The organism is Enterobacter quasiroggenkampii, assembly GCF_043972695.1.
Taxonomy (GTDB): Bacteria; Pseudomonadota; Gammaproteobacteria; order Enterobacterales; family Enterobacteriaceae; genus Enterobacter; species Enterobacter quasiroggenkampii.
This window is the reverse complement of record NZ_CP143745.1, coordinates 700,449-724,765: the sequence shown is the minus strand read 5'-3', so window position 1 is coordinate 724,765 and position 24,317 is coordinate 700,449. Positions and strand designations below refer to the sequence as shown.

Below are 24,317 nucleotides of genomic sequence, written 5' to 3'. Positions count from 1 at the left end.
TATGCCGAAAATAACACCCAGATAACATATTGGATAAGAAAATTTGACATCCGCCTGCCGCTCGCAATTGTATAGACAAGCAAAGACAAGAACACAAAAACAACATCACATCAGAGGGGAGCGTATGACCTATTCAGGTAAGGTGGATATTCAGCAGGTGATCGACGACAGTCGCTTTTCAGGGTTTCACTGGCTGCTCATTGTGCTGGGCTTTCTGGTTCTGGCGATCGATGGCTTTGATACGGCGGCAATGGGCTACATCGCGCCCACGCTGTCGGCAGAATGGGGGATCCATAAACAGGATCTGGGGCCGGTGCTGAGCGCGGCGCTGCTGGGGCTGTCGTTGGGCGCGCTGATCGCCGGTCCAGTATCGGACCGAATGGGGCGCAAGCGCGTGCTGGTCTTTTCGTGTCTGTTCTTCGGCCTGGCAAGCCTGGGCACGGCCTGGGCGCAAAGCCTCAATACCCTGACGCTGTGGCGCTTTCTGACGGGCCTGGGGCTCGGCGCCGCCATGCCGAATGCCATTACGCTGATCTCCGAGTTTGCCCCCCAGCGCTGCCGCGCCATGGCGATTAATACCATGTACTGCGGCTTCCCTCTGGGTGCGGCGGGCGGCGGCGCGATCTCGTCCTGGCTTATTCCCCACCACGGCTGGCGAAGCGTGCTGCTGACCGGCGCAATTGCGCCGCTGATTTTAACGCTGCTGCTGGCACTGCTGTTGCCGGAGTCGGTGAAGTTTCTGGTGCAGCGCGGGAAAGACGTCATGCAGGTTCGCCGTATCGCCAGCCGGTTCGCCCGTAGTACGCTGGAGGGCGTCACGGGCTTTTTCCTGGCGGAGGAGAAAACCGCGTCTAAAAAAGGGAGCGTGTCGCAGCTGTTTTCGATGCCCTGGCTGCCCGGCACCCTGATGCTGTGGGTGACCTACTTTATGGGGCTGGTCATCTACTACGTCCTGCTGAGCTGGATGCCGACGCTGATGCAGGGGATGGGTTATGCGCTGGCGGAGTCCGCCTGGCTCACCTCGCTGTTCACCTTCGGCGGCACGGCCGGCATTCTGCTCGCCGGCTGGATGATGGACCGCTGGGAAGCGCACAAGGTTGTCGCGGGCGGGTTTATCCTGACGATGGGGCTGATCCTGCTACTCGGCATGGAGCATAACCATATCGCCCTGTTTGGCGGGTTGATTTTCCTGATGGGGATCGCGATGAACGGCGCGCAGTCGGGCATGCAGACCCTGGCCGCCACCTTTTATCCCACCGAGTGCCGCGCGACGGGCATCGCCTGGATGCAGGGGATTGGCCGCTTTGGCGGCGTGGCGGGCACCATGACCAGCGCCCAGCTTCTTTCGATGCAGTGGCAGGCAGACAGTATTTTAATGATCCTCAGCGTACCCGCTCTTGTGGCCGCAGCGGCAACCGTCTACAAAATGCTGTACAGCCGCTCGCAAGAACCCGGCGTCGCGTAGTTCCTCTCTTTTCTGCTATCCTGCCCCCGCAATTAAGGGGGCAGCATGCTTAACATCGTTTTATTCGAACCAGAAATTCCGCCGAATACCGGCAATATTATCCGCCTGTGCGCCAACACCGGTTTTCGTCTGCACATCATTGAGCCAATGGGCTTTACGTGGGACGACAAACGCCTGCGCCGCGCGGGGCTGGATTATCATGAATTTACCGCCGTTATTCGCCACCACGATTACGCCGCGTTTCTGGAAGCCGAGCAGCCACAGCGCATGTTCGCCCTGACCACCAAAGGTACGCCAGCGCACAGCGCCGTAAGCTATCAGGAGGGTGACTATCTGATGTTTGGCCCGGAAACCCGCGGCCTGCCGGCCACGATTCTGGATGCCCTGCCCGCTGAGCAGAAAATCCGTATTCCGATGATGCCGGACAGCCGCAGCATGAACCTGTCGAATGCGGTGTCGGTAGTGGTGTATGAAGCATGGCGCCAGCTGGGTTATCCTGGCGCTATTCTAAGGTAGGCCCGGCAAGCGCAGCGCCGCCGGGCAAAATCTCAGATGCCGTCACCATACTCAAACGTATGGTGAATACCGTTGAAGTGCTGATCCATATCCATGGACGGCTTATCGCTGTCTGGCTTACCGACGATGCGCGCCGGTACGCCAGCGGCGGTGGTGTGCGGCGGAACCGGCTGGAGCACCACGGAGCCTGCGCCGATCTTCGCGCCGCGCCCGACTTCGATATTGCCGAGGATTTTGGCACCCGCGCCTATCATCACCCCTTCGCGAATTTTCGGATGGCGATCGCCGCTGGTTTTGCCGGTACCGCCCAGGGTAACCGACTGCAGGATCGAGACGTCGTCTTCAATCACGGCCGTTTCCCCGACAACAATCCCGGTGGCGTGGTCGAGCATGATCCCACGACCAATCTTCGCCGCCGGGTGAATATCAACCTGAAACGTCACGGAAACCTGGTTTTGCAGGAAGATGGCCAGCGCGCGGCGGCCTTCATTCCACAGCCAGTGCCCAATGCGGTACGCCTGCAGAGCGTGGAAGCCTTTCAGGTACAGCAGCGGGGTAGAATATTTATCGACCGCCGGGTCACGCGTGCGCACGGCCTGGATATCACAGGCGGCAGACGCGATCATTTCCGGGTCAGCGGCGTAAGCCTCTTCCACCACCTCACGAATGGCAATCGCGGGCATGATCGAGGACGCCAGCTTGTTGGCGAGCATATAGCTGAGCGCGCTGCCAAGATTTTCGTGCTTGAGTAGCGTTGCGTGGTAGAAACTGGCCAGCATAGGCTCACAGTCGGCCAGCGCCCGGGCTTCGGCTTTAATGTTATTCCAGACGATATCCAGTTCTTCACACGGCATTGCTTACTCCAGACGATAGTTAATGACCAGCCAGTTCTGCGCTGGCTGGGTCATTCAGGTGACAACGGTTCCGACTAGTTACTGCTGCGCTCGTCCTTGCGCGCACGACCTAATAAGGTCAATGCTGCCTCGCGCGCATTTTTTCCGCAATACAATACCTGATAAATTTCCTCGGTTATTGGCATTTCGACACCGAAACGGTGCGCCAACTCGCGGACTTCTTTGGTATTGCGGTAGCCTTCAACCACCTGGCCAATCTTCTCCTGCGCGTCTTTCACATCGCTGCCCTGTCCGAGCATCATGCCAAAGCGGCGGTTACGAGACTGGTTGTCGGTACAGGTCAGCACCAGGTCGCCCAGGCCAGCCATCCCCATAAAGGTGGCCGGATCGGCACCCAGCGCTTCGCCCAGGCGGGACATCTCGGTCAGACCGCGCGTGATCAGCGCCGTACGGGCGTTGGCACCAAAACCAATGCCGTCGGACATCCCGGCACCAATCGCAATCACGTTCTTCACCGCCCCGCCCAGCTGCACGCCGATAAAATCGGGGTTGCTGTAGACGCGGAAGCTCTTGCCGCAGTGCAGCAATTGCTGAAGATCGTCGGAGAAGGCCTGATCGGTTGAGGCCAGCGAAATCGCCGTCGGCAGGCCAGCGGCCAGCTCTTTGGCAAAGGTCGGGCCGGAGATGACCGCCAGCGGGATCGCATCACCCAGCGCTTCGCGGGCAACGTCCTGCAGCAGGCGTCCGGTTTCGGCTTCCAGTCCTTTTGTCGCCCAGACAATGCGCGCATCCGGGCGCATCAGCGGCTTAATCTGACGCAGCACGTCGCCAAAGACATGGCTCGGAACCACAATCAGAATGTTGCGGCTGGCCGCCAGCGCGGTCGCAAGGTCGCTTTCAAGGTGCAGGGAGTCAGGGAACGGAACGTCCGGGAGAAACGCGACGTTGCAACGATCGCGCTGCAGCGTGACGATATGTTTTGGGTCGTGGCCCCACAGGACCACCTCGTGACCATTTCTTGCCAGAGTAATGGCAAGAGCGGTGCCGTATGAGCCGGCACCGATCACAGTCATTGACGCATTAACAGTGCTCATCAGGCATCCTGATGTTGTTCAGCACCTTCGCCAGCCTGCTGCTGCAGATAGTTCATGAACAGCGCATCAAAGTTAACTGGCGCAAGGTTCAGTTGCGGGAATGTACCGCGAGAAACCAGACTGGTGATGCATTCACGTGCATACGGGAACAGAATGTTCGGGCAGTACGCACCCAGGCAATGCGCCATCTGGTTGCCTTCGATGCCGCCGATAGAGAAGATACCGCCCTGCTGTACTTCACACAGGAATGCAGTTTCTTCGCCCAGAGAGGCGGTAACGGTCACACGCAGCACGACTTCATACACGTCATCTGCCAGCTGGGTAGATGCGGTATCCAGATCAAGTTTAACCTCTGGCTGCCAATCTTTCTGGAAAACGTGTGGCGCATTTGGCGCTTCGAAAGAGACATCTTTGGTGTAGATACGCTGGATCTGGAAAGTCATCTCGGTGTTGTTTTGTTCTGACATGGAAATACCCTTTTTAATTGTCCTAAAGTCTCTTAGCTCAGCAGCGGATCGAGTCCACCACGGGCGTCGAGCGCATACAAGTCATCACAGCCGCCAATGTGCTGCGCATCAATAAAAATCTGTGGAACCGTCGTACGACCACTACGTTGGATCATCTCTTCGCGTTTAATCGCGTCACCGTCGATCGGCAGTTCCTGGAACGTGACGCCTTTACTGTTCAGCAGCGCTTTCGCACGATGGCAGAACGGGCACGTCGCTTTGGTATAGATCTCAATATGGGCCATGACTGAACTCCTTATTTACCGCGCACCAAAGGAAGATTTTCCCCGCTCCAGCCGGAAATACCTTCTTTCAGCACCGTTACGTTTTCGAAGCCTGCTTTATGAAGCGCGCTGGCAGATTCCTGTGCCTGCATGCCGGTCGCATCCACAACGATAATCGGCTGGGCTTTGTGTTTTTCAAGCTCACCGACGTTGTTCGCTTTGATTTCAGCTGGCAACAGGTTGATTGCGCCCGCAATGTGACCTTTGCGGAAATCGTCACGCTGACGCAGATCGACAACGACGGCATCTTCTTTGTTAATCAGACGCGTCGCTTCACCACGGGTGATAACCTTAATCTTAGACGTCAGGCTCTTAAATGTGGTGAACAGCACAGCAGCCAGCAGGCCAATCCACGCGATGCTCAGAACCGGATGGCGGCTAACGAATTGCATAATTTCTTGCATGGAGGGTAACTACTCCCGACTAAGTGATAAAAAAAACCAGGACAGGAGTATACCTGTGCGTTCTGGCAAATACAGCCAGCGACCCTAACCTAATCCATTTTCTGCGGCATGCCACCTAAAAAAATGCCTCAAAATGGTCTGGTCAGCACCTTGCCCCTGCGCTTTCTTTGATCTTCTGCGGCTATTTGATCGATTCAGCTGTAGTAAAATTACGCAAATTTTGACTCTTGAGCATGAGGTTGTCGCAATGTCGGTTTCTAAAAAACCTATGGTACTGGTGATTCTGGATGGCTATGGCTACCGTGAAGACAGCCAGGATAACGCTATTTTCAACGCCAAAACCCCGGTCATGGATGCCCTGTGGGCAAAACGTCCGCATACGCTGATTGACGCGTCTGGCCTGGAAGTGGGCCTGCCGGACCGCCAGATGGGCAACTCCGAAGTCGGTCACGTTAACCTGGGCGCCGGGCGTATTGTGTACCAGGACCTGACGCGTCTGGACGTTGAAATCAAAGAACGCACCTTCTTCTCCAACCCAACGCTGTCTGGCGCGGTTGATAAAGCCGTTGCCGCTGGCAAGGCCGTTCACATCATGGGCCTGCTCTCTGCTGGCGGCGTTCACAGCCACGAAGATCACATCATGGCGATGGTTGAGCTGGCCGCTGAACGCGGTGCGGAAAAAATCTATCTGCACGCCTTCCTGGACGGTCGCGACACGCCACCACGCAGTGCAGAAGGCTCCCTGAAAGCCTTTGAAGACAAATTCGCCGCGCTGGGCAAAGGCCGCGTGGCCTCCATCATTGGCCGTTACTACGCCATGGACCGCGACAACCGCTGGGATCGCGTTGAACAGGCCTATGATCTGCTGACCCTGGCAAAAGGGGAATTCCAGTTCGCGACCGCCGTTGAAGCGCTGGAAGCCGCCTACGCACGTGATGAAAACGACGAATTCGTGAAAGCATCCGTGATCCGTGCTGAAGGCCAGGCCGATGCCGCGATGGAAGACGGCGATGCGCTGATCTTCATGAACTTCCGCGCTGACCGCGCGCGCGAAATCACCCGTGCGTTCGTCAACAGCGACTTCGACGGTTTTGCCCGTAAGAAAGTGGTAAACATCGACTTCATCCAGCTGACCGAATACGCGGCAGACATCAAAGCCCCATGCGCTTACCCACCTGCCTCGCTGGCCAATACCTTCGGTGAGTGGATGGCGAAGAACGACAAAACGCAGCTGCGTATCTCCGAAACGGAAAAATACGCACACGTGACCTTCTTCTTTAACGGCGGCGTTGAAGAGCCGTTCAAAGGCGAAGAGCGCATTCTGATCAACTCCCCGAAAGTCGCCACCTACGATCTGCAGCCAGAGATGAGCTCTGCAGAATTGACTGAAAAACTGGTTGCGGCCATCGAGAGCGGTAAGTACGACACCATCATCTGTAACTACCCGAACGGCGACATGGTCGGTCATACCGGGGTGATGGAAGCGGCAGTGAAAGCGGTTGAAGCGCTGGACCACTGCGTTGAGCAGGTGGCGAAAGCGGTTGAATCCGTTGGCGGCCAGTTGCTGATCACCGCGGATCACGGTAACGCTGAACAGATGCGCGACCCGGCGACCGGCCAGGCGCACACCGCCCACACCAACCTGCCGGTTCCGCTGATTTATGTGGGTGATAAATCAGTGAAAGCCGTAGAAGGCGGCAAGCTTTCTGACATCGCGCCAACCATGTTGTCGCTGATGGGGATGCCGATCCCTGAAGAGATGACTGGTAAGCCGCTGTTCATCGTGGAATAATCGCTCCCCATGAGGGGAAAGGCGATTTTTTCAATCACATGGGTCGTGAAGCCGCTTAGGTTATCAGTCAGACCTCTGTTTTACGCCAGCGCACTCAGCGCTGGCGTATTGCTGTGCGCCGCATCCGCCCACGCGGATGACCGCGACCAGCTGAAATCCATTCAGGCCGATATCGCCGCCAAAGAGCGTGCGGTACGCCAGCAGCAGCAGCAGCGCGCCGCCCTGCTCGCCCAGCTTAAGCAGCAGGAAGAGGCCATCTCCGCTGCCACACGTAAACTCCGTGAAACGCAAAACACCCTTGCCCAGTTGAATAAGCAGATCGACGAGATGAACGCGTCGATTGCCAAACTGGAGCGCCAGCGCGATGCGCAGGAGCGCAACCTTGCCGCACAGCTTGATGCCGCATTCCGCCAGGGTGAACATACCGGGCTCCAGCTGATCCTCAGCGGCGAAGAGAGCCAGCGCGGCCAGCGCCTGCAGGCCTACTTTGGCTATCTGAACCAGGCGCGTCAGGAGACGATCGCGCAGCTGAAGCAGACGCGCGAAGAGGTTTCCACGCAAAAAGCCGAGCTGGAAGAGAAGCAGAGCCAGCAGCAGACGCTGCTCTACGATCAGCAGGCCCAGCAGACAAAGCTTGAGCAGGCACGCAACGAGCGCAAGAAAACCCTGGCCGGTCTCGAGTCCTCCATTCAGGAAGGTCAGAGCCAGCTGAGCGAAATGCGCGCCAACGAATCAAAACTGCGCAACAGCATCGCCCGTGCTGAAGCCGCAGCGAAAGCGCGCGCCGAAAAAGAGGCTCGCGAGGCGCAGGCCGTTCGCGACAAGCAGCAGGAAGCCTCCCGCAAAGGCACCACCTACAAGCCAAGCGAAAGTGAACGTTCCCTGATGTCGCGTACCGGCGGCCTGGGCTCACCTCGCGGCCAGGCTTTCTGGCCCGTTCGCGGTTCAATTCTGCATCGCTATGGCGAACAGCTGCAGGGTGAGCTACGTTGGAAAGGGATCGTTATCGGTGCGTCTGAAGGTAGCGAAGTGAAAGCGATTGCCGATGGTCGCGTGATTCTGGCCGACTGGCTGCAGGGTTACGGACTGGTGGTGGTGGTCGAACACGGTAAAGGTGATATGAGCCTTTACGGCTACAACCAGAGCGCGCTGGTCAGCGTCGGCACGCAGGTGCGCGCGGGCCAACCCATCGCCCTTGTGGGCAGCAGTGGCGGTCAGGGCCGCCCGTCACTCTATTTCGAAATTCGTCGTCAGGGTCAGGCGGTCAATCCACAGCCGTGGTTGGGAAGATAAGTTTTGCTTCAATTTCGTCGAATCGTTTTCTCCGTCGTCAGCGCGCTGGCGCTGGCTGCACCGGTATACGCCGGTAAACTCGCCATCGTGATAGATGACTTCGGTTATCGTCCACATTATGAAAATCAGGTGCTGGCGATGCCGTCGGCCATCTCCGTTGCCGTCCTGCCGAATGCCCCCCACGCGCGTGAGATGGCGACCAAAGCCCACAGCAGCGGTCATCAGGTTCTCATCCACCTGCCCATGGCCCCGCTCAGCAAGCAGCCGCTGGAAAAAGATACCCTGCGCCCGGATATGAGCAGCGAGGAGATCGAGCGCATCATCCGCGACGCCTACAACAAGGTGCCGTATGCCGTAGGGCTGAACAACCATATGGGCAGCGCGATGACCTCCAGCCTGTACGGGATGCTAAAAGTGATGCAGGCGCTGGAGCGTTACAATCTCTACTTCCTCGACAGCATGACCATCGGCAACAGCCAGGCGATGCGCGCCGCTCAGGGAACGGGCGTAAAGGTGATTAAGCGCAAGGTGTTCCTGGATGACACCCAGAACGAAGCCGATATTCGTATGCAGTTCAATCGCGCGGTACAGCTGGCCCGCCGCAATGGTTCGGCCATTGCCATCGGTCACCCGCACCCGTCGACCGTCCGCGTCCTGCAGCAAATGCTGCCGACCTTACCTTCCGATATCACGCTGGTGCGCCCGAGCGATCTGCTTAACGAGCCGCAGGTGGATACCTCTACGCCGAATTCTGCGCAGCCCGTGCCGACTGCACCGCGTAATCCGTTCCGCGGCGTGAAACGCTGCGTACCGAAGCAGCCGCTTGAACCGGTCTACGCGACCCGCTTCTTCTCTGTCATCGGAGAAAGCATCAGTAACAGTACGCTGGTGAAATACGTCCAGCAGCAATGGCAGGGATGGGGTAAGAAAGCCTGACCGCCTGACGCTTATTTCGCAATCTGAGAGTCCGTCTGCTCATTCGCAACGGGCTCTTTTTTCTCCTGATGCTGATACCAGGATTTGAAATACTTCAAAAAGCTGTAGGCTGTAGCATACAGACCCGTCACGACCCCAACCTTGCCCTGACGCCAGGCTCCGCTGAACAGATACCATTTGAAGAACGCCCCGATGGCGCTGATGATGCCGCGTCCGATCGAAGGGCGAGCCGGCTGGTACTTCACCAGCCGGGTGGTGTAGCTGTTGAGCTTGTTGAACACTTCATGAAGGTTATAAAACGTGTCGTGACGCACCCGCCCCGGCATTTTCATGGCGACAATCTTGCCTTCAACTTTGTCATCCACGGGTCGTTGGTTGAAGCGAGCCTGGGTACGATTGAACAGCCGCACCGGGAAATCAGGAGAGGAAACAGGGTAGATTGTACGCACCTCCTCACCCAGCACGTGCCAGTACCGGGCGATACGCCAGGCGCGATCGGCGGAAGGTTCATCCCCGGCTTTCAGGGTCAGAATAAAGTCGACAGTCTCCGCGTCCAGAATCTCGTCGCTATCCATGCAAAGCACCCAGTCATTGCTCGCCAGATCGATCGCATGGTTCATCTGCACGCCATGCATAGCATAAGGGTGATGATGAAGGGAGAGCCCGTACTCGCGGCAAATAGAAAGAGTGGCATCCGTACTGCCGGAATCCAGAACGACAATTTCATCTGCCACCGTCAGCAGCGGAGGAATCACCTCGCGCAGCAAACGCGCAGAATTACAGGTCAATAAACAAACGGTAAGCTTGAACATAGGCGCTGTAAACTTAAACGGATAATCAACAAACTTTATAAGTGTGCGGGTAAAAAAGCGAAGGAAAAATCGAAATAATCTGATTGCGGATGTAAGAAACGTGAAGAGGTCGTAAAAAAAGCGCCCGAAGGCGCTTTCTCTGTTACTCCCAGCTCAGGATCACTTTCCCTGACTGGCCGGAACGCATCGCGTCAAAGCCCTGCTGGAACTCATCGATGGAGAAACGGTGAGTAATAATCGGGGACAGATCCAGACCTGACTGGATCAGCGCCGCCATCTTGTACCAGGTCTCGAACATCTCGCGGCCGTAGATACCCTTGATGAACAGCCCTTTGAAGATCACTTTGTTCCAGTCGATGGACATATCCGACGGCGGGATACCCAGCATCGCGATACGGCCACCGTGGTTCATGGTGTCGAGCATGGTGCGGAACGCCGGCGGCGCGCCGGACATCTCCAGACCCACGTCGAAGCCCTCGGTCATGCCCAGCTCTTCCATCACGTCGGTCAGGCTCTCTTTCGAGACATCCACCGCGCGGGTGACGCCCATTTTGCGCGCCAGCGACAGACGGTATTCGTTCACGTCGGTGATCACAACGTTGCGTGCACCCACGTGCTTCGCCACGGCAGCGGCCATAATGCCGATTGGGCCCGCACCGGAGACCAGCACGTCTTCACCCACCAGATCGAAGGAGAGCGCCGTGTGTACCGCGTTGCCGAACGGGTCGAAGATGGAGGCCAGATCGTCAGAGATATTGTCCGGAATTTTGAACGCGTTAAAGGCCGGTATCACCAGGTATTCCGCGAAGCAGCCCGGACGGTTTACGCCCACGCCGATGGTATTGCGGCACAGGTGCGTACGCCCACCGCGGCAGTTACGGCAGTGGCCGCAGGTAATATGACCTTCACCGGAAACGCGGTCGCCGATTTTGAAGCCTTTCACTTCCTGGCCGATACCCACCACTTCACCGACATATTCGTGACCGACAACCATCGGTACAGGAATGGTTTTCTGCGACCACTGGTCCCAGTTGTAGATGTGAACGTCAGTACCGCAGATAGCTGTTTTACGAATTTTGATCAGCAGATCGTTATGACCGACTTCCGGTTCCGGCACGTCGGTCATCCAAATCCCTTCTTCCGCTTTCAGTTTGGATAACGCTTTCATCACACGTCCTCAGGCAATGACGCCCAGCTGTTTACCGATGCGGGTAAAGGCTTCCACCGCACGTTCAATTTGTTCAGGCGTATGCGCCGCAGACATCTGGGTGCGGATACGCGCCTGACCTTTTGGCACCACCGGGAAGAAGAACCCGGTGACGTAAATCCCTTCTTTCTGCAGTTCGCGGGCAAATTGCTGCGCCACGACCGCATCGCCCAGCATCACCGGAATGATCGCATGATCGGCACCGGCCAGGGTGAACCCTGCTGCGCTCATTTTTTCACGGAACAGACGGGCGTTAGACCACAGACGGTCGCGCAGCCCGGCACCGGACTCCACCATCTCCAGCACTTTGATAGAAGCGGCAACAATCGCCGGCGCCAGGGAGTTGGAGAACAGATACGGACGGGAGCGCTGACGCAGCCACTCAACCACCTCTTTGCGCGCAGCGGTATAGCCGCCGGATGCGCCGCCGAGCGCTTTGCCAAGCGTACCGGTGATGATGTCCACGCGGCCCATGACGTCGCAGTATTCGTGGGAGCCCCGGCCGTTTTCGCCGACAAAGCCCACCGCGTGAGAGTCATCGACCATCACCAGCGCGTCATATTTATCTGCCAGGTCACATACGCCCTTCAGGTTGGCGATCACGCCGTCCATGGAGAACACGCCGTCGGTGGCGATCAGCACATGGCGAGCGCCCGCTTCACGGGCCTCTTTCAGGCGCGCTTCCAGCTCAACCATGTCGTTGTTGGCGTAGCGGAAACGCTTCGCTTTGCACAGGCGCACGCCGTCAATGATGGACGCATGGTTCAGGGCGTCGGAGATAATGGCATCTTCTGCGCCGAGCAGGGTCTCAAACAGGCCGCCGTTGGCGTCAAAGCAGGAGGAGTACAGAATCGCATCTTCCATTCCGAGGAAGGTTGCCAGCTTTTGCTCAAGCTGCTTATGGCTGTCCTGGGTTCCGCAGATAAAGCGTACGGAGGCCATGCCGAAGCCGTGGGTATCCATGCCGTTTTTGGCAGCGGCAATCAGCTCAGGGTGATTCGCAAGACCTAAGTAGTTGTTCGCACAAAAGTTGATCACATGGCTGCCGTCGGCAACGGTGATGTCCGCCTGCTGGGCAGACGTGATAATACGCTCTTCCTTGAACAACCCTTCCGCACGTGCGGTCTCGAGGTCGCTGTTTAACTGTTTGTAAAAATCACCACGCATTGCAATTCTCCAGACTCGGCAAATTTCGGGACATATTACCCAAACCTATAGTTCATGACGAGATGACACGTCATCTCTTGTCGTTTTTGCAGCATAAATCACGTGTACCCTTGCGCTATGTCGGTGAATGGCTGAAGGGCAGCCATACTAATGATATGATAGAAACATTAGCGTCCGGGATTGTCCCCGGGCTCCACACTTCAAAGGTTACAGTTATGATCATCGTTACCGGCGGCGCAGGCTTTATCGGCAGCAATATTGTTAAGGCTCTCAATGACAAAGGCATCACCGACATCCTGGTGGTTGACAACCTGAAAGACGGCACCAAGTTCGTTAACCTGGTGGATCTGAACATCGCTGACTACATGGATAAAGAAGACTTCCTTATCCAGATTATGGCAGGTGAAGAGTTCGGCGAGATCGAAGCCATCTTTCATGAAGGTGCCTGCTCGTCCACTACCGAGTGGGACGGCAAGTACATGATGGACAATAACTATCAGTACTCCAAAGAGATCCTGCATTACTGCCTGGAGCGTGAAATTCCGTTCCTGTATGCCTCTTCTGCTGCCACCTACGGCGGGCGCACCTCGGACTTCATCGAGTCCCGCGAATATGAGCAGCCGCTGAACGTCTACGGTTACTCCAAGTTCCTGTTCGACGAGTACGTGCGTCAGGTACTGCCAGAAGCGAACTCGCAGATCGTCGGTTTCCGCTACTTCAACGTCTACGGACCGCGCGAAGGCCACAAAGGCAGCATGGCGAGCGTGGCGTTCCACCTGAACACCCAGTTGAATAACGGTGAAAGTCCAAAACTGTTCGAAGGCAGCGACGGCTTTAAGCGTGACTTCGTCTACGTGGGTGACGTGGCCGCCGTAAACCTGTGGTTCTGGGAAAACGGCGTTTCAGGCATCTTCAACCTCGGTACCGGCCGCGCAGAGTCCTTCCAGGCGGTGGCTGACGCCACGCTGGCGTACCATAAAAAAGGCAGCATCGAGTACATTCCGTTCCCTGATAAGCTGAAAGGCCGTTACCAGGCGTTCACGCAGGCCGATCTGACTAACCTGCGCGCCGCAGGTTATGACAAGCCGTTCAAGACCGTTGCCGAAGGCGTAACGGAATATATGGCCTGGCTGAACCGCGACGCGTAAGTATGAGAATTCTGGTGATCGGCCCGTCATGGGTGGGCGACATGATGATGTCGCAAAGTCTCTATCGCACGCTCAAGGCGCGTTATCCCCAGGCGATAATCGACGTGATGGCACCCGCGTGGTGCCGTCCGCTGTTATCGCGTATGCCGGAAGTGAATGAAGCGATCCCGATGCCGCTCGGCCACGGGGCGCTGGAGATTGGCGAGCGCCGCAAGCTCGGCCATAGCCTGCGCGAAAAGCGGTACGATCGTGCGTATGTCCTGCCCAACTCCTTTAAATCCGCGCTGGTGCCCTTCTTTGCGGGCATCCCGCATCGCACCGGCTGGCGCGGCGAAATGCGCTACGGTCTGCTGAACGATGCGCGGGTGCTGGATAAAGCGGCCTGGCCATTAATGGTGGAGCGCTACGTGGCGCTGGCCTATGACAAAGGCGTGATGCGCAGTGCGAAAGACCTGCCGCAGCCGCTGCTCTGGCCCCAGCTTCAGGTTAACGACGGTGAAAAATCCCAGACCTGCAGCGCGTTTGGCCTTTCGTCTGAACGCCCGATGATTGGCTTCTGCCCTGGCGCCGAGTTCGGTCCGGCAAAACGCTGGCCGCACTACCACTATGCGGAGCTGGCGAAACAGCTGATCGACGAAGGCTACCAGATTGTCCTGTTCGGTTCGGCAAAAGACCACGAGGCGGGCAACGAAATTCTCGCCACACTCAGTAATGAACAGCAGGCCTGGTGCCGCAACCTGGCGGGAGAAACGCAGCTTGAACAGGCCGTTATTCTGATTGCCGCCTGTCACGCCGTGGTCACCAACGATTCAGGCCTGATGCACGTCGCCGCTGCACTCAACCGCCCGCTGGTCGCGCTGTATGGCCCAAGCAGCCCGGACTTCACGCCTCCGCTTTCCCATAAAGCGCGCGTCATCCGCCTGATCACCGGCTACCACAAGGTGCGCAAAGGCGATGCCGCAGAAGGCTATCATCAGAGCCTGATCGACATTACGCCAGCGCGCGTGCTCGAAGAACTCAACGCACTGCTGTTGAGCGAAGAAGGATAACGAATGCGGGTATTGATCGTTAAAACTTCTTCGATGGGTGATGTTCTGCATACGCTGCCGTCGCTGACGGACGCCATGCGGGCCATCCCCGGCATTCGTTTTGACTGGGTGGTGGAAGAAGGCTTCGCGCAGATCCCCACCTGGCATGAAGCGGTTGACCGCGTGATCCCGGTGGCGATTCGCCGCTGGCGCAAAGCGTGGTTCTCCGCGCCGATTAAAGCCGAACGCAAAGCCTTCCGCGAGGCGGTGCGGGCACAGCATTACGACGCCATCATTGACGCACAGGGGCTGGTCAAAAGCGCCGCGCTGGTAACGCGTCTGGCACACGGCGTAAAGCACGGGATGGACTGGCACAGCGCCCGAGAACCGCTGGCGAGCCTGTTTTATAACCGCCGCCATCACATCGCGAAGCAACAGCACGCGGTGGAACGTACCCGAGAGCTGTTTGCCAAAAGCCTGGGCTATGCGAAACCGGAAACCCAGGGCGACTATGCGATTTCCCGGCATTTCCTGCACACCTCATCGCAGAAAAGCGATCCTTATCTGATTTTCCTTCACGCGACAACCCGCGATGACAAGCACTGGCCGGAAGCGCACTGGCGCGAACTGATCGGCCTGCTGGCAAGCGCGGGGCTGCGTATCAAACTCCCGTGGGGTGCACCGCACGAAGAGGCACGGGCCAAACGTCTGGCAGAAGGGTTTGATTACGTGGACGTTCTGCCGCGCATGAAACTTGACGGCGTCGCTCAGGCGCTGGCAGGCGCTACGGCTGTGGTTTCTGTGGATACGGGCCTCAGCCACCTGACGGCGGCGCTGGACCGACCTAACATCACGCTTTACGGCCCAACGGACCCGGGCCTGATCGGCGGCTATGGAAAAAATCAGTATATCTGCCGCCCGGAACACTCATCGCAGTTGAGCGATCTCAGCGCCGCTGCGGTATTTGCGCAATTAGAGCCTTTGCTGGCAGCAGAGAGAGCCTATGTCTGATTTTTTCTCAGCGGAGCGCCCGCCAAAGCGCGTGCTGATTATTAAGCTGCGTCACCACGGTGACGTTCTGCTTACCTCGCCGGTGTTTACCGTGCTGAAAAAGAACTGGCCGAACGTGGAAGTCGATGCGCTGGTTTATGACGATACCCAGGCGATGCTGACCAGCCATCCGCATATCGACCAGGTGCATACTATTGGGCGCAACTGGCGCAAGAAGGGCTGGTTTGAACAATTTCGCCTCTACCGCGCCCTGCTGAATACCCTGAAAGGCCGTCAGTATGACGTGCTGATTAATCTGACCGAACACTGGCACGGCGCGCGTCTGGCGCGTCGCCTGAAACCGCGCGTCTCCGTCGGCTTTAAGCCGGATAAACGCGGGGGCCTGGCACGTCGTCGCTGGGTGAAATCGTTCACCACGCTCTACCCGGCCATTCAGGACAACAGCCGCCATATGGTGGAAGTCAATCTGGATGCCCTGCGCCGAATCGGTATTCATCCGCAGTCCGACGAAGACAAGCATACGCTTTTTGTGCCTGGTGACGCGGCAGAAGCCTCTGTGGCCGAAAAACTGGCCGGGTTTGGGCTCACGAGTAAGTCCTACATTCTGGTTCACCCGACCTCGCGCTGGATGTTTAAGGCCTGGGAAATCAAAAAACTGGCAGCGACCATTGATAACCTGGCGGCGCGCGGCCTGCCGATCGTCCTTTCCGCCGCACCGTCAAAAGAAGAGAAGGCCTACATGGATGAGCTGCGCGCAGCCCTCACCCAGCCGGTCTTTGATTTAAGCGGTCAGCTGAACCTGAAAGAGCTGGGTGCGCTCATGAAGCACGCCCGGGTGTACTTTGGCGTGGATTCCATGCCGATGCACCTTGCAAGCGCCGTCGGTACGCCGACCGTCGCTATCTTTGGCCCTACCGGCGCCATCAAATGGGCGCCGTGGGGGGTAAATTATCGTGTGATTGTGGCCGGGTTTACCTGCCAGCCGTGCGGCAAAGCGGGCTGCGGAGACAGCGGTGTCTCAGACTGCATTACGGCCATTACCCCACAGCAGGTGCTGAGCGCAATCGATACGATGCTTCTGGAAACGGAAACCCCTGCATGAAGCTGGCCATTGTTCGACAGACCTACAACCCCAACGGTGGCGCAGAGCGTTTTGTCTCACGTGCGCTGAACGTGCTGGCGCAGGATACCTCCCTTGATGTCACGCTGATTGCTCGCCAGTGGGAGGATGCCGCAGGCTGGAAAACGTTGACGGTCAATCCGCCGTTTCGCAATCGCATCGCGCGTGAATCCGGTTTTGCCGTCGAAGCCGCCGCGCATTTTACGCAGTTTGATATTGTGCAAAGCCACGAACGCATACCGGGCGCCACCATCTTCCGGGCGGGCGACGGTGTTCACGCCACCTGGCTTGAGCAATATGGTCGTATTCTGTCGCCTCTGGCGCGTTGGGCGCAGTCTCTGAGCCGTTATCACCGTTACATTCTGCAGGCCGAGGCGCAGATGTTTACCCATCCGCAGCTGCGCAAGGTGATCTGTAATTCGAAGATGGTTCGCGATGATATCGCCCGTCGTTTCGGACTGTCGGAAGACAAGCTGACGGTGATCTACAACGGCGTAGACACCGTTCAGTTTAGTCCTGAGGTCCGCGCCCTTTCGCAGCGTGATGCACTGGGTATTCCCCCTAACGCACCGGTACTGGCGTATGTTGGGTCAGGCTTCAGCCGCAAAGGCGTCGCCACCGCGCTGCGCGCTATTGTGGCGCATCCTGACGTCTGGCTGCTGATTGCCGGCCGCGATAAACATGCGCGGAAGTTCGAAAAGCTGGCGCAGGCGCTGGGAATTTCCTCTCGAGTGACGTTCCTGGGCCCCGTAGCCAACGTGCGTGAAGTGTATGGCACGGCTGATGCCCTTATCCTGCCGACGCTCTACGATCCCTTCCCGAACGTCTGTGTGGAAGCCCTGGCCTGTGGTTTGCCACTGCTCACCAGCCACGGTTGTGGCGCGGCGGAGTGGATAACCGAGGGTCAAAACGGCTGGGTACGCGATGCGCTGGACAGCGAAGGTTACCAGCAGGCCATCTCGCTGTGGCTAAAAGGCCGTGAACAGGGTGTCGATTACGCCGCTGCCGCGCGTGCGACTGCGGAACCTTTCACCCTGGACAGAATGGCCCGAGAGCTACAGGCGCTTTATCGCGATTTACTGCGCTGAGCGGCATCGGAGAAGACCTTCTCCATCGCGTCCAGCATACATTCGCGGGTAAAGTGCGTGCTCAGGTAGTCATACCCCTGTTGCGCGAGCGTCTCGCGAAGGGCTGAGTCGGCATAGAGTTTCATTATGGCATCGCGCAGTGCGTTTTCGTCGCGCTGGGCGACCAACAATCCCGTCTGCCCGTTAATTACCGCATCCCCCGTTCCACCGGCATCCGTCGCAATGGTGGCAATACGGGTGGCTAACGATTGCAGGACGCCCTGCGGCACACCTTCCATATCATGCGAAGGACTCAGCGCAATATCAAAGGCCGGAAACCAGCGTTCCGGATCGGGTTGATGTCCCGCCATGACCACGCGCTGCTGTAATCCCAGCGCGGCGATTTCCTGTTTCAGCGTCGCCTTGTGCGGGCCTTCGCCAACAATCGCCAGCTTGATGTGTGGATTGTCGATTTTCGCCAGGGCGCGCAGCAGTACGCTATGGCCTTTGTTCGGGCGCAAATGCGATACCACGCCCAGCCAGAAATCGTCCTGCGACAAACCACAATGAACCCGGGCCTGGTGCTTATCTCCCGGATGGAAACGCTGCGTATCGACACCGCTTGGCACCGACGTACTCTGGGACATCGGCACGCCGATATTTGCCACCTGATGGCGCAGCGCCTCCCCGGTAGTCACGATGTGCGCGCAGGCGGTGCGGAACAGCCAGCGTGTCGTCCAGTTGTTACGCGGAACGCCGGACGCATGACGGGTTCTCACCAGTGGTACGGGGTTGGAGAGCGTCAGATTCGCCAGCGCCACCAGCCAGGTATCGACAGAGTTATGGCTATTGATGACGTCAATCGACTGACGGTTATCCTTCAGCCAGCGACGCAGCAGCTGCAGGTTTTTAAGGTTCTTACGCTTCAACGGCATCGTGACCACCGTCAGACCGGCACTGCGTGCCAGCGCGTGGAGCGGCGCAGTTTCCGGACAAAGGAGAGTCACCTGATGGCCACGCTGAATCATCCCAAGCGATTCGTTGATAATGCGCAGAGGCTGCCCGCCTTTGCCGCCGTCTGCTTCAGTGTGAACAATGTGCATATATTTCCTGTCGTTTAGCTGAAACCGCTGTCCAGGCTGCCGATTATATACGTGGGTATTACGATAATGCACAGGCGGATTAATCTTGCTTACAAACATTGTCCTTCTGTAGTTATGGCTTATGTGGTAATTTTCTCAGGCTTTTATTCCACTCAAAATCAGTGGAATCTGCGTATGGCATTGTTAACTAACCGGTATTAACGCCGAGATCCTTTACCAGTACCAAAATTATGACAAATACTCGTAACATCCTGACAGGTCTTTTAGTACTGTCTGTACTGGCTTTATGTTTTATCTGGCCAATCCCAAACGATCAGCTACCTTTTCATCGTAATGGACTGATTTATCCTAATATTGTGGTGGCGCTCGGTCTTTTCTTTAGCTCCTCAGTGGCGAGAAAAGCGCTGGACTTAAACAAAATTAAGTTCGTGCTTATTGTGCTCTGGGCATTGACCTTCTTTATCCTGATTAACGGCTTTTTTGTCGCGCCAGATATTAAAGAAATGGTGTCGACCTGGGATGGTCAGTGGCTACGTCCGGTATTGCTTTTCTGTGCAGGTCTGGTGTTATTACCGGTGATTCAGGAGCGCTTCCCCTCTTTATCGGCAGCCCGTTTCTTTACTCTCGTCGTCCTTTTTTTCTGGGGCGTCGTCTGTATCCATCTCCTTGATACCGTCTGGCTTTACTGGCGAGACGGCGTGATCCACTGGGGCGAAACGCGGATTGTTTATAACCGCACGCGCATGAGCTTCCAGGTCAATATGATCACCGGTTTCCTGCTCGCTGAACTGCTTGCACGCGGCCTGCTTCATCAGCGTTTCTTACGCCTGAAGACACCGTTCCTCGCCTTTATGCTGCTGTGTAACCTTGTCTGCACGGCATTAGTCGATACCCGCTGGGGAACGATCGGCCTGGTTGGCAGCCTGTTCTCCACCTTCATTCTGCTCAGCCTGCACAGCATGCGTCGCAGCCGGGTGTTGCTCACAGGCGGCATTCTTTTGGGCATTACTATCGCTTCTGCGCTTCTGGGCTATGCCTCCTGGAAAACCGATCCGCGCTGGCAAAGTCTGGAAGATGATGCCGTAACCGGCTGGAACGCGCCTTTCACCAGTTTTTGCTATAACAAAACCAACGGAACAGTACCGACTAACGATCTCGGTCGTCCAATGAACCACTCCAACGGCTGTCGCGCGAGTTTCTTCCATCAGGGCTGGAAACTGGTGGGTGAACATCCTGCAGGAATGGGACCTCGCAAAGAGGCCTTCCGTTATGTGCTGCGTCGCGACACGCAGGACAATCGCATTGATATTCCACACAGCCACTACGGCCTGATTGAGTTTGGTATCCAGAACGGGGTCGTGGGCATTGCAGGCTGGCTGATTCTGCTGGCAGGCTGCTGGTACATCGGCTGGCGCGAGTTCCGCCATGGCAATATGATGGCAGGCATGTTCCTGCTGCTGTTTACGGTTGGTTTCTTCTCCCGAACCATGGTTGACCATAATCTGAAAGATCACTACCTGGAACAATATATGCTGTTAACCGGGTTACTTGTGGGAATGTGCGCGTTACGACCCGCTAAACGGACAGAAACAACCTCCTGATCGCGTATATTGCGCCGATGATAACAGGCATCGGCGCAACGTTACCCATCAGAACTCTTTTGCCTGCCGGCTGTCGAAAAGCCATTGCACATTGCTGTATCGCTCGTTAGCCGCATCTCACCGCGTTAAATTACGGAGTAAGCATGTCTGGAACGCCTCAATTAAGCCTCGTTGTCGCCGTCTATAATGGCGAGAATTTCCTGAGCGCTTTTTTTGACAGCATAAAGAAACAGAATCTGCCCAGCCTGGAACTTGTTATCGTTAATGACGGCTCAACTGACGGCTCCGCAGATATCATCGCCCGCTACGCCAGTGAATTCAGTCATTTTAACGTCATCGACCAGCCTAATGGGGGTGTCTCTGCGGCCCGTAATACCGGTCTGGCCGTGGCTACGGGCGAGTACGTCGCGTTCCCGGATATTGATGACGTTATCTATCCGGGTATGTATCCGCGCCTGCTGGAGATTGCACTCGCCGGGCAGTTGGACGTCGCGACCTGCAACGGTACCTATATTTATGATGACGGACGCCCGTCGAAGAAGATTTTCCCTTCAGATAAACTTGCGTCAACCGGCGTGCTGGACGGCCCGACCTGGCTGCAGATGGCGCTCGAATCGCGCAAGTTCCTGCACGTAACATGGCTGAATATCTATCGACACGCCTTTATCAAAGAGCAGGGCTTCAGCTTTGAACATGGTCTGCGCCATCAGGACATCCCCTGGACTACGGAAGTGCTGCTCACCGCCAGACGCGTGCAGTATATTGATGAGGTCTATTACGATTACCTGATCCATTCCGCTTCCGTTTCCCATACGCCAGGCACGGACGACACGCGCATGCGCTCTTCGCGCCATTACATGAAGATTCTGGAGATGCTGGACGCCATCAACAAACGCTATCCGGAACAGGTGAAACGCGTACCCGCCTGCCGCTGGCAAATCGCCAAAGAGGGTCTGGGGATCCTGCATAGCATTAACAACATTGACGATATGGCCAAAAAACGCGAGATCACCCGTGAGCTTTTCGATCGCGGTATCTGGACGCTGATTTGGCAAAATGCGCGCGGCTTCCGCCAACGGTGGCGTCTGGGACGTCGCTACTTCCGTCTTAAAAAACTCGTCAAATGAGTGGAATTATGAGCAAGCTTAAACTGCATGTTGTTTCCCGCCCTGAGTTTATCGCGACGAATTTTGCCGATTTTCAGGAACTGATTGATCACAAAATCAATCCGGATGATATTCCGCATCGTTTTTACTGTGGGGGAAGAGGCGTCTGGACATTTCAGACGATGCTCAGCCTTAACTATTACTATAACGGTCAGATTGAATGTTCATGGGGCACTGAATGCCGCCCCGACGCAATTAATCTGATGCACAACGATCACTATGGTTCCCGCGTAAAACCCTGGGTCGGCGTGACCGTTGTTGCTCGTGCCGATCGTCCGCCGGTTATCGGCGCGGATTACGTCGTCGAACAAAACCCTGAAGTTGCTAACATCCCAGGGCGTATCTTTATTCCTAACTGGCCACAGCCGGGCGTAAAACCGCGTGAGCGCAACGACGAGACAATCAAAACCGTCGCATTCTTCGGCCGTGTAGACAGTTTCCCGGACCAATACCGCGAAGGGAACTTTAAGCAACGCCTTGCCGAACAAGGTATCGAGCTACGCATCTCGTTCGATAACTGGACAAACTACCAGGACGTGGACGTATGCATCAGCTTCCGCAAATCACACGATCATAAACTGGCGCGTAAGCCTGCCAGCAAGCTCATTAACAACTGGCTGGGGAAAACGGTGATGGTCTGCGATGACGAGCCGTCTTATCGCGCGATCCGCGAAAGCGAGCTGGACTACCTGATCGCCAAAAACCCTGATGAAGCCTTCGATGCCATCATGCGTCTTAAAAATTCCCCTGAACTGTATCGTCAGATGCGCGAACAGGGTGAAAAACGCCTACAGGTCTATTCCCGCGAAGCGGTCGCCGCACGCTGGTACGCCCTGTTTGAGGATATCTGGCGTAAAGGATTGCACAATCGTCCTACGGTAGTTCGCGCACTGCGCTTTGGTTTTGGTAAAGCCATTCGCCCGCTGACTAAAAAGTTCTGATCGGAATAGAGCCCTTCCATGTTCAAAACAACGACACACTCTTCGTTCACTCCACGCAGCAATCTGTTGCGCACCCTGGGGTTGACGCTGGCATTCTTGCTGCTGTTCTCGCTCTCAGAAATCATCATTCTGCTGAAAGATCATGTCTACCAGCCGAAATCCGGTGATATTTCGCTGTATCTGATCATCTCCCTGCTTGCCGCGGCCAGTGCGTGTTTCTTCCTGACTCGCCTGCTGCTGGCCGTCACGTTTATCGTTCAGATATCGGAAGCGGTGTACTACCAGTTCTACGGTCAGTTCTATGGCCCGAGTGAAGTCTGGCTGGCGTTCGTGGAAACGAAAGACATTGCCAGTGGGATCACCGACAGCCTGGGTTCACTGGGCATCTACTTTGCCATCATGATTGTGGCGGTCGTGTTTGCGCTGATCTTTGCGCGTCGTCTGGCGCCGCTTTGGCACAAATGGATTGCGCTTCCTTGCCTGCTTGCCATCGTCGTGATGTTTGTCGGCCAGTTCTACAAAGCGGTCGACGGGCAGATGTACAAGTTCAACCCGGACCTGCGGCACTCCCTGCTGCGTAACGGCCTGTCTGCGATGAGCTTCAGCGCCATACGCCTGATCCCGGAAGCGATGTCAGGAGAAAACCAGAATCTGACCCATTACGATCCCTACCAGGTCAAACCTGTTAAGGATACGCGTGCGGGCAAATATTCGATCATTCTGGCGATAGGTGAAAGCCTTAACCCGCACCACGTCAGCGCCCTGGGCTACGAACGCGATACCACGCCCGAGCTGAAAGCGCTGCTCCAGCAGTATCAAGGTACGGGCCGTCTGATTGTCTCCAACGCCGTATCCACCCGCGTGGCCATCCCGATGCTGGTGAATAATCTGCGCGAGCCGGATAACTACGGGGCCTATAAATCGAAATCCACCAATATCTTCGCCAACGCGAAGAAACAGGGTTATCAGACCGCCTTTATCTCCGCCCAGGGACTGGAAGGGCTGAGCAACTGGATTGGTATCCATGATATTGATCTGTGGGAAGATACCCAGATCCGCCCGGCACCGGATGTCGGCGCGGACGTTGTTCTGACGCCATCCGTTGAGAAAGCAACGCTGGACTGGAACAAACCGTTCCTGATGGTGCTCAACAGCCGTGCTCCACATATCCCTTACGAGCGTAATATCCCGCAGGGCTTCGCGAAGTTCTCTACACCGCGTCTGAGTGATGATGTGGCGCAGAAGAAAAATGAGTATGACGATGCAGTCCGCCTGTATGACAAAGAACTCGCGTCCGCGATTCGCACCGCGCTGGCAAAATCCAAACTGCCGGTGCTGGTGTTTATCACCTCCGATCACGGGGAACGCGTGGGCGATAACGGTCTGTTTGGCCATTCGGTTGTAGAAATGCCAATTGCTCAGGTACCGTTCCTCTACTTCAGCAACGATCCAGCTTACGCCATGAAGGAGATCAGCCCGCAGATGCCGCTCAACCATTATCAGGTGGCAACGCTCATCAACAAGATGCTGGGCTACGACGTCAGTAATCCAAATCAAAAAGATGACAGCTTCTTCATCACTGGCGGTGACATTCGCGGGCTTTCGGAGCGCGTAACCTACCATCTGAACGCCCTCCCCGAAGCGGAGCGCTAAACGGTGAGACAAGAAACGGGCAAGAAATTGCCCGTTTTTTTTCAGGCGAATGAGCGTAACGCAGCCAAATGGGTGTCTTAAAACACCAAAGAGATAGCTTTAGACGGCTCAAATGCTTAGAATTTGCCCGCCGAAACTAAAAAAACGGA

The 24,317-nt window shown here is 56.5% G+C and carries 23 protein-coding genes; 14 read left to right on the top strand and 9 right to left on the bottom strand.

Annotated features, from left to right (window positions below):
• Positions 1–124: 124 nt before the first annotated feature.
• Both V1572_RS03495 and trmL read left to right on the top strand, forming a co-directional pair.
• Positions 125–1,465, top strand: a complete 1,341-nt coding sequence (locus tag V1572_RS03495; protein ID WP_048028106.1) for an MFS transporter — start codon at positions 125–127, stop codon at positions 1,463–1,465.
• Positions 1,466–1,510: 45 nt separating this feature from the next.
• A complete protein-coding gene (trmL, locus tag V1572_RS03490) occupies positions 1,511–1,981 on the top strand; it encodes a tRNA (uridine(34)/cytosine(34)/5-carboxymethylaminomethyluridine(34)-2'-O)-methyltransferase TrmL (RefSeq protein ID WP_048226547.1) in 471 nt (156 codons plus the stop codon).
• Positions 1,982–2,013: 32 nt separating this feature from the next.
• Here the strand turns inward: trmL and cysE are convergent, their stop codons facing one another.
• From cysE to V1572_RS03465, 5 genes are all read right to left on the bottom strand, one after another.
• Complete coding sequence (cysE, locus tag V1572_RS03485; protein ID WP_008502718.1) at positions 2,014–2,835, bottom strand: serine O-acetyltransferase; 822 nt, start codon at positions 2,833–2,835, stop codon at positions 2,014–2,016.
• 74 nt (positions 2,836–2,909) lie between these two features.
• Complete coding sequence (gene gpsA, locus V1572_RS03480) at positions 2,910–3,929, bottom strand: NAD(P)H-dependent glycerol-3-phosphate dehydrogenase (RefSeq protein WP_262802383.1); 1,020 nt, start codon at positions 3,927–3,929, stop codon at positions 2,910–2,912.
• Positions 3,929–4,396 (bottom strand): protein-export chaperone SecB, encoded by a 468-nt coding sequence (gene secB / locus V1572_RS03475; protein ID WP_003860835.1) that lies wholly within the window; start codon positions 4,394–4,396, stop codon positions 3,929–3,931. The genes gpsA and secB overlap by 1 nt, the downstream gene beginning before the upstream one ends.
• A gap of 32 nt (positions 4,397–4,428) precedes the next feature.
• Positions 4,429–4,680 carry a glutaredoxin 3 gene (gene grxC, locus V1572_RS03470; protein ID WP_008502715.1) on the bottom strand — a complete coding sequence of 84 codons (252 nt, stop codon included), beginning with the start codon at positions 4,678–4,680 and terminating at the stop codon, positions 4,429–4,431.
• A gap of 11 nt (positions 4,681–4,691) precedes the next feature.
• Positions 4,692–5,123, bottom strand: coding sequence for a rhodanese-like domain-containing protein (locus V1572_RS03465; protein ID WP_023309913.1), 432 nt, complete (start codon positions 5,121–5,123; stop codon positions 4,692–4,694).
• A gap of 247 nt (positions 5,124–5,370) precedes the next feature.
• Between V1572_RS03465 and gpmM the strand changes: the two genes are divergently transcribed.
• Genes gpmM through V1572_RS03450 form a run of 3 tightly spaced genes read left to right on the top strand, consistent with a single transcriptional unit; the run spans position 5,371 to position 9,144 of the window.
• A complete protein-coding gene (gpmM, locus tag V1572_RS03460) occupies positions 5,371–6,915 on the top strand; it encodes a 2,3-bisphosphoglycerate-independent phosphoglycerate mutase (protein ID WP_023345210.1) in 1,545 nt (514 codons plus the stop codon).
• A 33-nt stretch (positions 6,916–6,948) separates the two neighbouring features.
• Positions 6,949–8,208 carry a murein hydrolase activator EnvC gene (envC, locus tag V1572_RS03455; protein ID WP_262822443.1) on the top strand — a complete coding sequence of 420 codons (1,260 nt, stop codon included), beginning with the start codon at positions 6,949–6,951 and terminating at the stop codon, positions 8,206–8,208.
• A gap of 3 nt (positions 8,209–8,211) precedes the next feature.
• Positions 8,212–9,144 (top strand): divergent polysaccharide deacetylase family protein, encoded by a 933-nt coding sequence (locus V1572_RS03450; RefSeq protein WP_262821263.1) that lies wholly within the window; start codon positions 8,212–8,214, stop codon positions 9,142–9,144.
• An 11-nt stretch (positions 9,145–9,155) separates the two neighbouring features.
• On the opposite strand, the gene V1572_RS03445 is transcribed toward V1572_RS03450, so the two are convergent.
• From V1572_RS03445 to kbl, 3 genes are all read right to left on the bottom strand, one after another.
• The gene (locus V1572_RS03445; protein ID WP_045907904.1) at positions 9,156–9,956 is read right to left on the bottom strand and encodes a glycosyltransferase family 2 protein; all 801 of its coding nucleotides are present in this window, start codon (positions 9,954–9,956) and stop codon (positions 9,156–9,158) included.
• Between the two features lie 142 nt (positions 9,957–10,098).
• Complete coding sequence (gene tdh, locus V1572_RS03440) at positions 10,099–11,124, bottom strand: L-threonine 3-dehydrogenase (RefSeq protein WP_024906616.1); 1,026 nt, start codon at positions 11,122–11,124, stop codon at positions 10,099–10,101.
• Between the two features lie 9 nt (positions 11,125–11,133).
• On the bottom strand, positions 11,134–12,330 hold the full coding sequence (gene kbl / locus V1572_RS03435) for a glycine C-acetyltransferase (protein ID WP_048028122.1): 1,197 nt from the start codon (positions 12,328–12,330) through the stop codon (positions 11,134–11,136).
• A 215-nt stretch (positions 12,331–12,545) separates the two neighbouring features.
• On the opposite strand from kbl, the gene rfaD reads away from it, so the two are divergent.
• From rfaD to V1572_RS03410, 5 genes are read left to right on the top strand one after another with little or no spacing between them, the layout of a single operon-like run.
• Positions 12,546–13,478, top strand: coding sequence for an ADP-glyceromanno-heptose 6-epimerase (rfaD, locus tag V1572_RS03430; protein ID WP_008502707.1), 933 nt, complete (start codon positions 12,546–12,548; stop codon positions 13,476–13,478).
• Between the two features lie 2 nt (positions 13,479–13,480).
• The gene (gene rfaF / locus V1572_RS03425) at positions 13,481–14,527 is read left to right on the top strand and encodes an ADP-heptose--LPS heptosyltransferase RfaF (protein ID WP_045907906.1); all 1,047 of its coding nucleotides are present in this window, start codon (positions 13,481–13,483) and stop codon (positions 14,525–14,527) included.
• Between the two features lie 3 nt (positions 14,528–14,530).
• Positions 14,531–15,517 carry a lipopolysaccharide heptosyltransferase RfaC gene (gene rfaC, locus V1572_RS03420; RefSeq protein ID WP_111967655.1) on the top strand — a complete coding sequence of 329 codons (987 nt, stop codon included), beginning with the start codon at positions 14,531–14,533 and terminating at the stop codon, positions 15,515–15,517.
• A complete protein-coding gene (gene rfaQ, locus V1572_RS03415; RefSeq protein ID WP_395299700.1) occupies positions 15,510–16,619 on the top strand; it encodes a putative lipopolysaccharide heptosyltransferase III in 1,110 nt (369 codons plus the stop codon). The genes rfaC and rfaQ overlap by 8 nt, the downstream gene beginning before the upstream one ends.
• Positions 16,616–17,725 (top strand): glycosyltransferase family 4 protein, encoded by a 1,110-nt coding sequence (locus tag V1572_RS03410; RefSeq protein WP_252074044.1) that lies wholly within the window; start codon positions 16,616–16,618, stop codon positions 17,723–17,725. Before rfaQ ends, V1572_RS03410 begins: the two co-directional genes overlap by 4 nt.
• Here the strand turns inward: V1572_RS03410 and V1572_RS03405 are convergent.
• Complete coding sequence (locus tag V1572_RS03405; RefSeq protein WP_395299699.1) at positions 17,704–18,807, bottom strand: glycosyltransferase family 4 protein; 1,104 nt, start codon at positions 18,805–18,807, stop codon at positions 17,704–17,706. The two genes, V1572_RS03410 and V1572_RS03405, sit on opposite strands and share 22 nt — an antisense overlap.
• A gap of 230 nt (positions 18,808–19,037) precedes the next feature.
• Between V1572_RS03405 and V1572_RS03400 the strand changes: the two genes are divergently transcribed.
• The 4 genes from V1572_RS03400 to V1572_RS03385 all read left to right on the top strand — a co-directional run bounded on the left by V1572_RS03400 (position 19,038) and on the right by V1572_RS03385 (position 24,168).
• Entirely contained in the window at positions 19,038–20,408 is a 1,371-nt protein-coding gene (locus V1572_RS03400) for an O-antigen ligase (protein ID WP_069720513.1), read from the top strand.
• 143 nt (positions 20,409–20,551) lie between these two features.
• Entirely contained in the window at positions 20,552–21,535 is a 984-nt protein-coding gene (locus tag V1572_RS03395) for a glycosyltransferase (RefSeq protein WP_045907911.1), read from the top strand.
• Positions 21,536–21,543: 8 nt separating this feature from the next.
• The gene (locus V1572_RS03390; RefSeq protein WP_262766212.1) at positions 21,544–22,515 is read left to right on the top strand and encodes a glycosyltransferase family 1 protein; all 972 of its coding nucleotides are present in this window, start codon (positions 21,544–21,546) and stop codon (positions 22,513–22,515) included.
• A gap of 18 nt (positions 22,516–22,533) precedes the next feature.
• Positions 22,534–24,168 (top strand): sulfatase-like hydrolase/transferase, encoded by a 1,635-nt coding sequence (locus tag V1572_RS03385; protein ID WP_262805909.1) that lies wholly within the window; start codon positions 22,534–22,536, stop codon positions 24,166–24,168.
• The last annotated feature ends 149 nt before the right edge of the window (positions 24,169–24,317 follow it).